Source organism: Phyllobacterium sp. (assembly GCF_037994405.1).
Taxonomy (GTDB): Bacteria; Pseudomonadota; Alphaproteobacteria; order Rhizobiales; family Rhizobiaceae; genus Phyllobacterium.
This window is the reverse complement of the sequence record NZ_JBBNAN010000386.1, coordinates 1-14,462: the sequence shown is the minus strand read 5'-3', so window position 1 is coordinate 14,462 and position 14,462 is coordinate 1. Positions and strand designations below refer to the sequence as shown.

The window sequence follows — 14,462 nt, the reverse complement described above, 5'->3', positions numbered from 1 at the left end:
AGCTCGTTCGTTTAATTCTATATCCGTGCATCTGCCCTTGGACTAAGCACATAGGGACGTGGTTATACTTGAATATAGTACGGATTCTGGCGTGCACCGACCCATCTCAAGCTGAATCTGGGACCATTGCAGCTGATTCGCGAAATTGGGGATGGGCGGATATTTCGAGTCTTTCCTGGGATCACCCGATCGCCAGGGCGAGCTTCCTGCTTGTGAACGCTTCGGCAAAGCGCTCCTCCGCGCGGCACTCCATGCCGCGCAAGCGGGCAAGGCCTTTGAAGGTCAATTCGTCAAACCAGTCCTTGGATCGCTGCGTACCGAAATGTTTGAGCAGAAGCTCAACCTTGCGATCCATGATGGCCGTGGTAAGCGGAACATAGGTATTGTGCTGCGACAGGTCGCCGTCCCACTTCGGAATCTCATATTCGAGGACAAGATGGTTACGGAAAATATTGGTCGTCAGCCGGTTAACTTCGCGGTGGTCCTGATGGGCGTCATCGCGGGCATGGGTGAAAATCACGTCGGGTGATATTCGGTCGCGCAGTGCAGTCAGCCATTGCTTGATCTCACGGGTCTGGCTGGGAAAGTAACTATCCTCGAATTCGGCGAGCTCAATTTTGTGGGAAGCTGCACCATCGAGGAAGGCAAGAGCCGAATCGCTCGCCTCACGGGCGCGGACGCCCGGTGCACTCAGCACGCACCAGTGAACATCAAGCAGCACCCCTTCGGATATGAGACGCAGCATTGTTCCGCCGGCGCCGATTTCGATGTCATCCGAATGGGCGCCGAGACAAAGGACGGAGAGACGTTCTCCGCGTTTCGCCAAAGGCAATTGCCTCATAGCGCCTTGACCATGCGGATATTGGCACCGTCCTTTACCGAGCCATGGACGGTCCAGGGCATCTCTCCCCGTTCGACCATTTCCTGCAGCGCTTGCCAGTCGCGAAGCGTATCCATTGAACGCCAGAAGCCTTCATGCTTGTAGGCCATGAGCATGTCATCGGCGATCAGCCGCGTGAAGGGCTCCAGAACGAGCTCCTCTGTTTCCCGCATGTAGTCGAAGATCTCGCCGCGGAACAGGAAATAGCCGCCATTGATCCAGATATCGGAGCGGTCGGATGAGCGGAACTCGCGAACGCGGCCATCTTCGGCAATGTCGGCGAGATGGTAGGTGAGCGGCGGACGCACTGCCAGGAAGCAAGCAATCTTGCCGCTCGCCTCAAATTTTTCGATCATGTCGTCAAGGTCGACATTGCTCAGACCGTCGCTATAGTTGGCGAGGAATATCTTTTCATTGCGGACCTGGTCGCGCACGGCCCAGAGCCGTTCGCCAATGTTACGCCAGATTCCGGTGTCGATGAGCGAAATGCGCCAATCCTTCTGGGATTCCCCCAATACCTCTACATTGCCATCGCCCGTGACGACGCAATCCGAAAATGTCTGCGGCCGGCAGTTAAGGAAGAAGTCCTTGACGACATTTGCCTTGTAGCCAAGGCACAGGATGAAATCGTCGTGCCCGTAGTCGGCATAATATTGCATCACATGACGGAGGATCGGCTGTGACCCCAGCGGAATCATCGGCTTGGGAACGTTCTCCGAATATTCACGGATGCGGGTGCCCATTCCGCCGCAAAACAGAACGACTTTCATGGCTTCAGCTCCTTCGGGTCGATGATGCTGACGCCCGGAATGGGGACAACGAATTTTGCGCCCCATTCCTGGACATGGCGCATCTGCGCAACGATCTCGTCCTTGAGATTCCAGGGCAGGATCAGAATGTAGTCGGGCTTCATCAGATCGATGGCTTCGACCGGTTCAATCGGAATGTGCATCCCTGGGGTATAACGGCCGTGCTTGTAGGGATTGCGGTCTACGGTGAAGTCGAGGAAATCTGTTCCAACACCACAGTAGTTGAGCAGCGTATTGCCTTTACCGGGTGCACCGTAACCGCAGATGGTCTTGCCGGCTTCCTTCGCCGCAATAAGGAAGGAAAGCAGTTCGCGTTTCACTTTGCGGGCGCGCTCGACGAATGAAGTGTAGACGGTGATCTTGTCGAGGCCAGCTTTGATCTCGTTGTTCAATACCCGCGCTACGTTAGGTTGAATCGGCCGTGCGCTGGTCTGATGCGAAAGATGAACGCGTAGCGATCCACCATGTGTCACCAACTCCTCCACATCGATGACTTTCAAGCCATGCTTTTTGGCCATGTGCTGGATCGTCAGCAGTGAGAAATAGGAGAAGTGTTCGTGATAGATCGTATCGAACTGGTTCTCCGCGATCAGTTTCTCGATGTGGGGAAACTCGAGGGTGATTACGCCTTCTGGCTTCAACAGAAGTTTCATGCCAGCGACGAAATCATTGAGATCCGGAACCTGCGCCAGGACATTATTACCGACGATCAGGTCGGCGCGCAGCCCTTCATCAATGAGTTCCTGCGCATATTTCTCGCCAAAGAATTCGACCCGGGTCGGGACGCCCTTCTCTATAGCGACCTTCGCGACATTGGCGGCCGGTTCAACGCCGAGCACAGGAACATTGAGCGGGATGAAATGCTGCAGCAGATATCCGTCATTGCTAGCCAGTTCGACCACGAGGCTGTCGCGATTGAGTTCCAGCTGGCGCGCCATTTGATGGCAATATTTTTGTGCATGTGCGACCCAGCTCGTCGAATAAGAGGAGAAGTACGCATATTCCTCGAAAATGGCCTGCGGGCTGACATATTCGTTCAGCTGCACAAGCAGGCATTGTTCACAAACGAAAACGTGGAGAGGATAATATGGCTCCATGGAGTCGATCTGTTCGCGCGGAACGAAGCTCTCGCAAGGGGGCGACATTCCAAGATCAATGAACGTGTGCTTCAAACCAGTGCCGCACAGGCGACAATGATGGACTTTGTCGCTCGGGCGGTTTGCCAACAAAAGAGTACTGGTTTGAATGTTCATACCTTCGCTCCTGATCCACTAAACACAGTCAGCCGCCCAGAATGAATTCTGGCGCAGGACTGATCTTCATCCCATGGCAACGAAGGTACGGCGTCTGGTCCTTGCGGGCGATATGACAATGCGATCAGTCGCCTCATCCGAACGGTGGAACGTCATCGTGGTTTGTCCATCAAACGGAGTGCGCGTGAGCCGCCGCAACATCGTTTTGCAGGCACAACAACAATGTCGGCGCTGGATTTTTGCCGTTTTTGGCTACCCCTTATTGTGAGTTTCCCTTTGCCAACGAGTTTGACAAAATCACGGGGCTCCAAACGGGGCTGGATACGGCAGAGCACGAGGCGAGGCAGGATGAGATTTACGGAAACGGAACTAAATGGCGCCTGGCTGATCGAGACACTTCCCACGTCCGACGAGCGTGGATCCTTTGCTCGCACCTTTTGCGTCAACGAGTACCAGGAACATGGCCTCGAAACGACGTTCGTCCAGCACAGTGTCTCGCATTCCGTGAATAAGCACACTTTGCGCGGTATGCATTTTCAGACAGCGCCGCACGCCGAGGTAAAGGTGGTCTCCTGCATCAGGGGCGCGATAATGGACGTCATCATCGACTTGCGTCCGCATTCACCGAATTACAGGCGCTGGGCCGCCTACGAATTGTCGGACAGCAATAATCGTCAACTCTACATTCCCAAGGGGTTCGCCCATGGGTTCCAGACATTGCGTGATGACGCGGTGGTTTCCTACCTCATCTCTGAATTCTACAATCCGCAAGCATCAACTGGTGTGAGATGGGACGATCCGGCATTCGCGATAGACTGGCCGGCAGAGCCGACTGTATTGTCGGCCAAGGATCGTGCGTGGCCGTTGTTGGATACTGCCGAGACCTGATTTTACGATTCGGCTTCGGCAAGGAGACCGTTTGCGAGCAGCAACTTTGCAGCGCGGGCAATGTCGCGGAACGACATCCCGGACCGCTGTGCTATATCGAGCAGCGAATGGTTGCCGTCAGCCAGATTAAGAACCCAAAGATAGCCCATCGCAGTTTCCCCTGCCGCCTTGTCGCCGCCGAGAGCTGAATAAAGCCCGCGGCGACCGAGTTGGGGTTCGCCTTTCGGGAAAAGGTTCACCGGTGTCCAGTTCATCTCGAGGACATCGATCACTTCCATGATCATCCGGTAGGACGAAGCCAAATTTTCCGGCGAGATGAAATCCAGATTATCTGCCGAAGTATGGTATTGCGGAAAGGTACCGAAAGCACTGCGCTGGAAAAGCCCGACGGGAAGGTCAAAGCCAGGCGAACAATATTGGCGTTCGTCATAGCCATAGGGACTGAAATCCTGGATGGTTCCCCGACGCCCTTCCAAACCCAGGACGTACTGCATTGCCTGGTCGATGACCGCATTGCCGCGGCGGCTGCGTTTGTAATTTGGTCCGCCGCCGTCACCGACACAGGAGACGATCAACCCATGGTCAATTCGAGAAATCTTGTCCTCGTTGGATGCGAGCCAGGTGAGCGCGCCGATCGTACCTGGCGCAAAGAGAAACCTGTAATTGTAGCGGGTCTTGCGCGAGCGCATGGCCCTGGCCAGGCACGCGAGCAACGCCAGACCGGAGCAATTGTCATTGGCAAGTGACGGATGGCAAATGTGCGCGGAAAGCAATACGTCTCTGTCCGACTGGCCCTTGTGGAAATATTCACCATAGGTCAGATGCCCATCGCTCTTTTCAGCATCGATCAGGACTTCGTACTCACCGTCCTCCAGCTCAAGCAGTGCGTTATGCGCCATGCAGAAGCCCCATTGTTCGCTATAGTATGAGGTTCTGTAGGGTATGAGATCCGGCTGCTCCGGTAGGGTGTAGATATGGGATTTAAGCTCGCTGAGTGGCATCGTTCGATGCACGGCCATGCTGTAGCCAAGAACATGCAAATTGTGGTCAGCGAAATCGACGACCTTCCGGCCCGCACCGTTTTTGATATAAGCGTCGCGGATATTCCACTCCTGCGGCACGGTCCAATCCAGCACCTGCATCCCCGTGGGTACTTCGCGCTGTGTCAGATCGATCTGCTGAGCGAGAACGTGCAGCGTTTCACGCACCCCGTCCCCGGTTATGCTTCGGCAGATCGGAAAGAGGCGGGCCGCCAGCGCGTAGATGCGTATCCCCACATCCACTTCCGCGTCGGCGGCCGATCTGATTGTATCGAACGAGACCATAAAGCTGTTCATGGCGTTGCTGTCATATAACGGCGTCAGCCAGGGCCGGGTGCCGGGTCGATGACGGAACACGGCGCAGGTTGCTGTTGAGCGTACCTTCATCGAGAGATTTCCGGATATGGCTGATGCGCTGGTAGCGGGGTCCTTCGAACTCCTGCAACGTCAATCCCGCGCTCACATAGGCCGCGTGAAGCTGTTCAGCACCAGCGCGTGCGTCCCAGACCGGTTTGAAGGCCGGGAGCACCCGGGCAATCTTTTCGAAGCTGACGCGATAGGACCGGGTATCAGGTCCGGCGTCCTCGGCAAATTCCAGCCGGCAACCGGGAACGACCTGTGCCACGATCTCGGCGATTTCCCGAATGCGATAATTGTGCGCGGATTGGCCGACATTGAAGGCTTCGTTGTGTACCTTGTCTTTTGGCGCTTCCATTGCAGCGAGGAACGCCCGTGAGATATCTTCGATGTGGACGATCGGCCGCCACGGTGAGCCGTCGGATTTGAGCATGATGACGCCTTCGGTGACTGCCCAGGCGACCAGATTGTTCAAGACGATATCAAAGCGCAGCATCGGAGACAGGCCATAGGCAGTGGCTGGGCGCAGATATGTTGGCGTGAAACGATCGTCGGCAAGCTCCGCAATATCCCGCTCGGCGAGAACCTTGGAACATCCATAGGCCGTAACCGGATTGAGTTCGCCGGTCTCGTCGATCATGCCTTCGCCAGACTTGCCGTAATTGCTGCAGGATGAGGCAAAGAGGAAACGGGGTACACCAGCCGCCTTGGCAGTTTTGGCGAAGTTGACACTGCCCCGGTGGTTGATCTCATAGGTGATGTCCGGATTGAGATTGCTCAGCGGATCATTCGAAAGAGCGGCCAAATGGATGACCGCGTCGAAGCCCTTGAGGTCGTTAACCTCGACATCGCGCACGTCCTTGCATAGCGCCGGAATCTCCTTGATGGAGCCACCAGGCGCATAGGAGCAGCTGCGATAGAGCTCGGCGTCGTAACCGTGAACCTCATGCCCTGCCTTCATCAGGAAGGGCACCATGACCGATCCAATATAACCACGATGTCCCGTCACGAGTACTTTCATTGCTACCTGTCCTTCTGCAATGTTTATCTAGCTGGTGAGACGGTACTTCCGGGCGGGTTTGACGGCGAGAGAGGAGTTCGGAGGATCGGGACGGCAATAGGACTAAACCTTCGGCAGATGTGCTACGCCTTTTGCCCGATCTGACTTTGTTGCCAATGCCTGCTGCCCTAACTGGCGCCGGCCAGTACAAGTACCCAATCCACATTATCGGCAGAATTGCGTTTCCGGGGTGTTTCGAATTTAACCGTGTCGACCTGATCAGCTTTTTTCTGGACCGCTACGGTATATTTGCCGGAGGCTGGGTCAAACCAGCGTGCTCCCGTTAAAGATGGCGAGAGCGCATTCTTGTTGAGCTCGACACTGTGCCTGCCGAAGAGGTAGATCACTGCCAAACTCCCATCGGGCGATCGGCTGCCAATCGCATAGCCTTGCGCAGTCTCATCCTGCGCCACAAGCAGTTTGCCCTGTTCCGGTTCAAGCTTCCACCAATCGATACCGTTAAAGAATTCCTTGAGATGCGTCATGCTTTGTGAACCCCGGCTGGACAAGGCTTCGGGCCAGCTCATGAATTGCTCGCGCACGCCGGGCCCGTAGAAATGCCATATGGGATTGTTGCCGACGATCTGGCCGCACGCGCCGGACAGGATTGCGCTATAGGCGATGCTGCGGACGGTTTGCTCCGTTGCTCCCTGCTCCCCCTCATAGATGCCCTCGATCAGGAAGAATGGGCTCACCGGCCCTTTGATGTAGCGAAGGAGCGATTTTGCAGCTACGTCGCCGTATGTATAGATCGTATCGAGGTCAAGCCATGGGGCGCCTTTCCAGTTCAGTGCGACATCCGTATCGCGGCTGGCATGAAAAGTCTGGAGCGCATCCGGGTCCGTCTCGGCGATACCCTCGGCAAGCGCGTTCGCTAGAACCCTGTCGGGCGGGTCGAAGTCACCACCCTGGACCCAGATGATGTTGTTGTATTTCTGGAGGCGCTGGCCGAGATATCGGCCATAGGACTTGACCGCGTCAGGTCCAGCTGCGGTCATTTCCTTAAACCAGCCTTCGCCTTCGCCATTCACCCCCATGTAGGCTGGGGTCAGCAGTACCAGGAAGCCTCGTTCACGGGCTCGCTGCAAGATCCAGTCGGCATCATCGAAATAAGCATCGTTGGGCTTCGAGAAAGCAGCATTCACATCAAACGGAGCACGTTTGTAGAAGTTGCGCGGCGCGTTGCGGCTGAAACGGTGTTCGATCAGATTGACGAGGATCGTATTGAAGCCGCGCCGCTGACGATCGGCAAGATATTTTTCGGCATCCTCTCTCGAGAGGTCGCCGATCAAAGACCATGCGGTGTCACCGGTTATGAGAAAAGGCCGACCCGCTGCATCTTCAAGATAGCGATGATTTTCTGCAACGCGCAGCGGAAACACTGTCTGCTGTGCATTGGCGGCAAATGAATACAGAATCACCATTACCAGAAACAACTGGCAAAGGCATTTCCGGATGAAATCAGCCATGCGCAGCCAATTCCAGATTGCGGACTGGAGTAACTTGCGAGTTGAAGCGCCGGAAAACGACTTGCGACGGCCGGCCAACGAGGTAGTTGCCAACACCATTCTCGAGTGCCTGCTTATAGACACCAAGTGCTCCATCGACAGCCTCGATCGTTCGGGCGACGTCCTCGTCGTTATGGGTGTAGCTGACGACAAGCGAAGGCATCAACACGCCGCGCTTGATGGTTTCCTGCAGGAACAGTGTCCGGAAGGCCTGGGATTGTACTCTGTCCTGGTCAAGCGTCGTATACGCCAGACAGCACGCACGGCCTGTCGCCTGCACGAATGCACCTAGCCCATGACGTGTCGCGACCTGCGCAATGCCGACCCGCAGGGCCTGACCTTGATTGTACAGATGCTCGACGACTGGCTCATTTCGATAGACGCGCATCGTTGCGATTGACGCGGCCAAAGCATGGGTCTCGGCACCGTGCGTGGTCGACAAGAGGAAGACACGAGGGCTGTCAGTCTGTTCCAGGCCGCCAAGCTTCATATGCTCGCGCTTGCCCGCCAGCGCCGAGACTGAGAAACCGTTGCCTAGCGCTTTGCCAAAGCAGGAAAGGTCCGGCTCGATACGATAAAACTGCTGGGCGCCGCCTCGGTGCCAGCGAAAACCCGTGATCATTTCGTCCAGGACGAACAAAGCACCGTTCCGATGGCAGAGATCGCGCGCCTCATGAAGAAAGTTGTTCTCTGGATCGTCCCCGCGCGACGGTTCAAGGATCAGACAAGCGATCCTCCCCGGAAAGCGGTTAAAGAGGGCGCGCACGCTTTCGATGTTGTTGTATTGAAAATCGACAGTTAGTTTTTGCACCGTTTCCGGGATGCCGGCATTCATTACGGTGTCGCCAATGAACCAATCATCGGTCGAGAAAAATGGGTGATCGCCGCAGCGGGCGATCATATCGCGTCCCGTTGCGGCACGTGCAAGTCGCACGGCGCCTGACGTCGCATCTGATCCATCCTTGCAGAATTTCACCATCTCCGCACTGGTGATGGTCTCAAGAAACGTCTCGGCACATTCCACTTCGATATCGGCGGGCCGTGTAAAGTTGCAGCCGAGCTGCAGCTGGCGCATCGCTGCCTCAAGCACGCGTGGATAGGCATGGCCTAACCCAACGGCACGGTTTCCCATACCGTATTCGATGTACTCATTGCCGTCGACGTCCCAGACGTGACTGCCAAGTCCCTTTGCAATGAATCCTGGCGACAACACGGGGTATTGGTCGTCACCCTTGGCATAGGTGTGAGCGCCACCTGGAATGAGATGATGCGCCAGCGCGCGAAGCTGGTTCGACTTTTCAAAGTTCCTGATCGATGACGCCATTTGCCAAGCCCCGTTTTGAAAACATTGGCCAGGTGCCACGACGGCACTTTGACCTCTATCATGGAATATGACTGGCTAATCACAGAATTTCACTTCGGCAATTCAGTCATCCGCAGGCATCAAAAGACGTAAGTTAGATTCGCTCCCGCATGACTCTTAGCCAGTTCTTGATCGGCGTTGGGATGAATGTCCGCAACCCGGAACGCAGTCCCTTTGGCAGCGACCAGTGATCGAGATCGAGAGGCTGAGCAATGGCCGGCCTTTTCTCGTCAAGCTGCCTGATCACATTGAAATATCGCTGCGCCATCGCATCAATCGTGAAATCGTTCTCAGCCTTGTGCCGCGCCGCGCTCGAAAGCAGTCGTGCGGCCCCTGGATTTGCTGCAACTCCTGAAATAAGACGTGCAGCCTCCTGGGCATTGCCGATCGAAAATAGGAAGCCGTTTAGGCCGTCATCGACGATCATGTCCGTGACACCGCGGATGCGGGAGACAACCGGAATGCACCCAACCGCCATGGCCTCCGTCAGCGTCAGCCCAAACCCCTCAAACCGCGAGGGCATAATGAGCACATCCTGCCGAACCAGCATCCTGTGCACTTCCTTGGGATGGACTGCACCCAGTAAATTTACCCGTCCTGCGTGCCTTGCGAGTTTCAATTTCAATGCCGGCAGGTCCGGGCCATCGCCGGCGACAGTCAAGTGGATCGAACTATCCAGTCTGTCCAGAATGTCAGGGAGCCAAAACACTCCTTTGGAGGCATCTTCAATGCGTCCAAGGAAAACGACCCGCAACGGTTCCCCTGTGCGCGGAATCCTTTCGAGGTTTCGTGACGATCGCGTATCGGCTGCGTGCGGAATGGCAAAGGTTCGATCCTTGGTGAACCCCAGCGTCTCGACAAGGTCGCTGCGAATACGTTCCGAGACGCCAACCGCCGCATGGACGTGATCCCTGACGGAGGAGGCTGCGGCGTAAGTCCCGGCTGTAATGTTGTGCACGATCATGATGCGAAGGATTTTCTCGGGCAGATAACGGGCGATATTGGTTTGTATCCTGTCACTGAGGACATTGATGAACACGCCATCATACCCACCGGATTGCACCGCGACGGCGAGCTCCTTCGCCTGATCCTTTTCCGTTTGCAGGCCATCCGTTTTCACAGCGGTCCCAAGCGCAAATTCGGGAAACCACTCAGGGTCGCTCAGTGTTTCGCTTTGCCCCATTGAAAGCCAGCACACTTCGATCCCGTAAGCCGCAAGTCCTTCGCGCAATTGTTTGAACACCGAATAGGTGCCGCCAATATGGGGACGCACAAAATAAGCGAACTTCATGAATCTCGATCCCGACAGAATTTCCCTGCACAATCATAGTGCGAGAAGGCTGTGGAACAGAATGTGCCGTGAAGGGTGAATGGTGCAGCCTTTTGGTGGAACACCCCAGTCATTCGGTTGTTGCCGATATTCCATTAGCCATGTGTTGTTTTTCGCCGCCGGGCGACAAGATCATTCGGACAACAACGTCCAATGACTCGCGCCGGCAAGCACTTCAGGCCCGAGCAAGAGTGGCTATGCTCGGAAACAATACCGTTAGCGGTCCGAATAAAGAGCGATTGTGGGGCTTGAATGAAGATCGGCTTATTGGGTCAGTTTGGCAGTGGCAATACCGGCAATGATGGCTCGCTCGAAGCGATGCTGGATTTTCTGCGTGCGTCCAAACCCGATGCCGAGCTTTTGTGCATCTGTTCCAATCCAAAAGCCGTCACCGAAAAATACAACGTAGCGGCGATCAGCATTGGCGGTTTCGTGGCAAAGGGGCGATGGTTCAATCGCATCAACAAGGTCTTCGCCGATGTTCCCCGCAGGATGGCAAGTCTTCTTAGCGTGTTGACCGGATTGCGAGGAGCGGATCTGCTGATCATTCCAGGCACCGGTATTCTGGACGATTTTCAGGAAACGGCTTTCGGCTGGCCCTTCGTGGTTTTCAGGTGGTGCCTGGCGGCGCGACTGCGTAATGCGCGCGTTGCCTTTGTCAGCATAGGTGCCGGCCCCATCGAGCATCCATTGAGCCGATGGTTCCTTACGTCCGCTGCGCGTATGGCCCAATACCGATCCTTTCGCGACGATTTCTCGCGTGAGTACATGAAGGGTGTGGGGCTCGATGTCAGTCGCGATCCGCGCTATCCCGACATCGCGTTTCGGCTTCCCGCACCGGCTTCAGCCCCTGCAAGGGATTTGACGCGCACGACGGTCGGCGTCGGCATAATGGATTACCATGGATGGTCGAAGGTAAATGCCGGCGGCGAGACCATCTACCAGACCTATATTGGTAAACTTAGCTCCTTCATTTGTTGGTTGGTCGAAGAGGGCCACGACGTCCGTTTGCTAACGGGTGACCTGCGAGACTGGAAGGCGGTAGACGATGTTCTTGCGAAAATCGCAGCTTCAGGATCGGCCTTTGCCTCAGACCGCATCACGATCGGTCACGGACATTCGCTGCAAGAACTAATGGACGAAATCGGACAAACCGACATGGTTGTCGTCTCTCGCTACCACAACGTAGTGTGCGCACTGAAGCTCGGTCGTCCGACTATTTCTCTGAGCTATAACCAGAAGAATGATTACCTTCTGGCACAATTTGAACAAGCTCATTACTGCCAGCACATCGAGACCTTCGATGTTGAGGCACTTAAACGCCAGACAAAACAGATGTTGGGCGACATCGACGCGGTCCGGCTGCAAATTGCGAAGTCAAACGGATCGTTTCAGAAAAAGCTTTCAGAACAGGAAGAACTTCTGCTCGACCGCGTTATTAGCCCGCTCGCCAAAGCAAAACGACACTCCTGATCCACACTATGCTGTCTTTGCGATACGTCTTGTCAGCGCAGAGAGGCTCGCTTTGGCGAGAGATGAAGCATCCGACCGATGCACGAGATAGCTGACAGGCGGGAGGAGCGCTGCGACGGGACGCAGACGCACCGCGTGCACTAGCAGATCTCGCCACCCGCGCTCGCCGCGGCATAGCAGCGAAATGGCAGACCAGTAGGCCCGGTCGCTTAGCGCACGCCGGGCGAGCCGCAACAAGTTATCCGCATTGTCTAAATCTGCACCGGCGCCGTTGAAAAATGAGCGGTAGGCTGCTTCGAACTCAATGCTCCATTGGCGAAGATTCCCGACAGTTGCCGACTGGTTGAACTGATGAACCCGCGCGACCGCCTGCACGGTGTCAGTTGCCGCAATCGATCCCCAAAGCGTAAAGCGCAGCCACATTTCGAGATCGTCCGTGTGAGTCAATTTCGGATTGTAATGCCCCACCTGCTTCTGAACGGAAGTCCGGACAATAACGGTCGGGCCGCTGATAATATTCCGGCCGCTTCGGCTGATGTCCTGCAGGAATGTGGGGCCGTCCTTGATCGTCCAGCGTGGGCGCTCGGTTGAACATGCGTTTTCAAGCACTTCTTCCGTTCTAAGAAAGCGCGACGCGCCATAGGTCAGGTGAACCTCCGGATGGCTTTCCATGAGGTCCACGGCATGTTCCAAGGCTCCGGGTGCCAGATAGTCGTCCGAACAGAGGATAAGGAAGTAATCGGACTGCGCCCAATCAATTCCGTCATTGAACGATTGGTGCGGTCCACGGTTCTTTTCTCGCAGCAGCAGCTCCACGCGAGAATCCGATGCCGCCAGGTCCCGAGCGATCTGTTGGCTGTCGTCCGCTGAAGCATTGTCGATGATGAGAATACGCAGCTTGTCGATGTTCTGACTGAGAACGCTGCTGACGCAATGGCGCAGATAGCGGCCGTAATTGTAGTTCGGTATGACGACGTCGACCGACTTCATTGCAGCCACCTTTGAAATGTTGAAGATTTCCTGGTGATCATTCAGCCGCAACTCCATGCTTGCTTGACAGGAGTCGTGGCATGAAGTGCTCGGCAATCTTGATCAGTTCTTCGAGGAATGGATGTTTGGTTAGGGCCAAGGCTGCGAGCCACCCAATCGCGGAGAGCACACTCGCCACCACGGCCAATGCGATTGACAAATCGAACCGGAAGCCATGAGCGCCAAGTACCGCAAGCGGTCCCAGAATAGCCCCCAAGGTCACGAGAGCGCTCTTGTAAAGGATCGCCAACAGCTCCTGCCAGGCGAATGGCGCGTGCCGGCGAACATATATGAGCGAAATGATCATCTGGAACGGCTGAACGATGAACTGGCTCAGCACCAACGGGTATAATCCGAAAAAGCTCGCAGTACAGATGACGATCGTCGAGAGCCCACGCCCGATGAAATTCGCCTCGAACGCCTCCCTGTTGGCGCCGAGCGCCACCAATACCGGAAAGGTCAGGATGTTGGGAAACCAGAATATGGCGGCGATTGAAAGGATCTGCACGAGCGGAACGGCCTCATCCCAAGCTTGCCCGAGCGCGACGTGAACGATCGGATATGCCAGGATTGCAAGAACGATGAGCGCTGGCCAATAGAGGGCGGTGATGTAACTGATAATCGTCAAATAAGCTTCTTTCACGCTTCGCTGCGCCCTGACCTCAGCGGCGAAAGCAGGAAATGCCACCGAGAAGATGGCTGAGAGCAAGAACTTGTCTGGAAGGCCGCAGACCAGATTGGCGCGGTTGAAGAGGCCGACGGCGGTAAGGGGCATAAAGCGACCGAGCACAAGCTGCGGGAGTGCCTCATAGGTGCGATCAAGGACAGTGGACGCGCCTTTGTACCCACCAAATACGAAGAACGCACGCCAGCCTGACAGACAGGGATAGTACATCCAGAAAATCGGTCTGGCATGGAAACCGAGTGCCATTCTGACCGATGCCGAGGCAAAGGTTCCCCAAGCGAAGCTCATATAGCCGAAGTCGAGCCATGCCAGGAGCACTGTCACAACGGCATTGGTAATGCTGCCGAGCGCATTGATGCGCGTTAGCGTTCCGAATTCCATGTCGCGGCGCAACAGGGCCGCGATGGTACTCACCGACGCATCTATGACACCGGATATGGCCAGAATATAGATGAACATATCCAGATTGGGCTGGGCATAGAACGTTGCAAGCCAGGGCGCCAATATTGACAGAAAGGAGCAGATGAGGACGGAAAACCCGAATATAAGGGTAAAGGCCGTCCGAACATCTTCTCGAGAAACATTGTCCCGTTGGATGAGATATTCCGACGTTACGAATTCCCTAAAATTGAATGCAATTGTACCGATACCGAGACCAATGACTGCAATACCGATTTCCGTACTGCTCAGCAAGCGAGACAGAATTGCAATCATCGCCAAACTGACGAATACCTGCGAATATTGCTCCAAGGCGGCCATAAAAAATGCCCGGCGAACAGTCCCCACG

12 protein-coding genes are annotated in these 14,462 nt (G+C 55.5%); 2 read left to right on the top strand and 10 right to left on the bottom strand.

From position 1 onward, the window contains the following. Positions 1 to 181: 181 nt before the first annotated feature. Genes AAAC48_RS21525 through AAAC48_RS21515 form a run of 3 tightly spaced genes read right to left on the bottom strand, consistent with a single transcriptional unit; the run spans position 182 to position 2,942 of the window. Entirely contained in the window at positions 182 to 841 is a 660-nt protein-coding gene (locus AAAC48_RS21525; protein WP_340656148.1) for a PIG-L deacetylase family protein, read from the bottom strand. Next, positions 838 to 1,650 carry a sugar phosphate nucleotidyltransferase gene (locus tag AAAC48_RS21520; RefSeq protein WP_340656147.1) on the bottom strand — a complete coding sequence of 271 codons (813 nt, stop codon included), beginning with the start codon at positions 1,648 to 1,650 and terminating at the stop codon, positions 838 to 840. Before AAAC48_RS21520 ends, AAAC48_RS21525 begins: the two co-directional genes overlap by 4 nt. After that, positions 1,647 to 2,942, bottom strand: coding sequence for a class I SAM-dependent methyltransferase (locus AAAC48_RS21515; protein ID WP_340656146.1), 1,296 nt, complete (start codon positions 2,940 to 2,942; stop codon positions 1,647 to 1,649). The genes AAAC48_RS21520 and AAAC48_RS21515 overlap by 4 nt, the downstream gene beginning before the upstream one ends. Positions 2,943 to 3,290: 348 nt before the next feature. On the opposite strand from AAAC48_RS21515, the gene rfbC reads away from it, so the two are divergent. After that, on the top strand, positions 3,291 to 3,830 hold the full coding sequence (gene rfbC, locus AAAC48_RS21510) for a dTDP-4-dehydrorhamnose 3,5-epimerase (protein ID WP_340656145.1): 540 nt from the start codon (positions 3,291 to 3,293) through the stop codon (positions 3,828 to 3,830). A 2-nt stretch (positions 3,831 to 3,832) separates the two neighbouring features. On the opposite strand, the gene AAAC48_RS21505 is transcribed toward rfbC, so the two are convergent. From AAAC48_RS21505 to AAAC48_RS21485, 5 genes are all read right to left on the bottom strand, one after another. Then, positions 3,833 to 5,155, bottom strand: coding sequence for a DUF4910 domain-containing protein (locus AAAC48_RS21505; protein WP_340656149.1), 1,323 nt, complete (start codon positions 5,153 to 5,155; stop codon positions 3,833 to 3,835). 22 nt (positions 5,156 to 5,177) lie between these two features. Further along, positions 5,178 to 6,248, bottom strand: a complete 1,071-nt coding sequence (locus AAAC48_RS21500; protein ID WP_340656144.1) for an NAD(P)-dependent oxidoreductase — start codon at positions 6,246 to 6,248, stop codon at positions 5,178 to 5,180. Between the two features lie 167 nt (positions 6,249 to 6,415). Next, complete coding sequence (locus AAAC48_RS21495; protein ID WP_340656143.1) at positions 6,416 to 7,756, bottom strand: DUF4038 domain-containing protein; 1,341 nt, start codon at positions 7,754 to 7,756, stop codon at positions 6,416 to 6,418. Further along, on the bottom strand, positions 7,749 to 9,119 hold the full coding sequence (locus AAAC48_RS21490) for a glutamate-1-semialdehyde 2,1-aminomutase (protein WP_340656142.1): 1,371 nt from the start codon (positions 9,117 to 9,119) through the stop codon (positions 7,749 to 7,751). Before AAAC48_RS21490 ends, AAAC48_RS21495 begins: the two co-directional genes overlap by 8 nt. 133 nt (positions 9,120 to 9,252) lie before the next feature. Next, complete coding sequence (locus AAAC48_RS21485) at positions 9,253 to 10,449, bottom strand: glycosyltransferase family 4 protein (RefSeq protein WP_340656141.1); 1,197 nt, start codon at positions 10,447 to 10,449, stop codon at positions 9,253 to 9,255. Between the two features lie 291 nt (positions 10,450 to 10,740). Here AAAC48_RS21485 and AAAC48_RS21480 point away from each other — a divergent pair, with 291 nt between their 5' ends. Beyond that, on the top strand, positions 10,741 to 11,961 hold the full coding sequence (locus AAAC48_RS21480) for a polysaccharide pyruvyl transferase family protein (protein WP_340656140.1): 1,221 nt from the start codon (positions 10,741 to 10,743) through the stop codon (positions 11,959 to 11,961). 6 nt (positions 11,962 to 11,967) lie between these two features. On the opposite strand, the gene AAAC48_RS21475 is transcribed toward AAAC48_RS21480, so the two are convergent. Then, complete coding sequence (locus tag AAAC48_RS21475; RefSeq protein WP_340656139.1) at positions 11,968 to 12,951, bottom strand: glycosyltransferase family A protein; 984 nt, start codon at positions 12,949 to 12,951, stop codon at positions 11,968 to 11,970. Between the two features lie 37 nt (positions 12,952 to 12,988). Continuing rightward, positions 12,989 to 14,462, bottom strand: a 1,474-nt coding sequence (locus tag AAAC48_RS21470) for an oligosaccharide flippase family protein (protein ID WP_340656138.1), incomplete at its 5' end; no start/stop codon positions are given.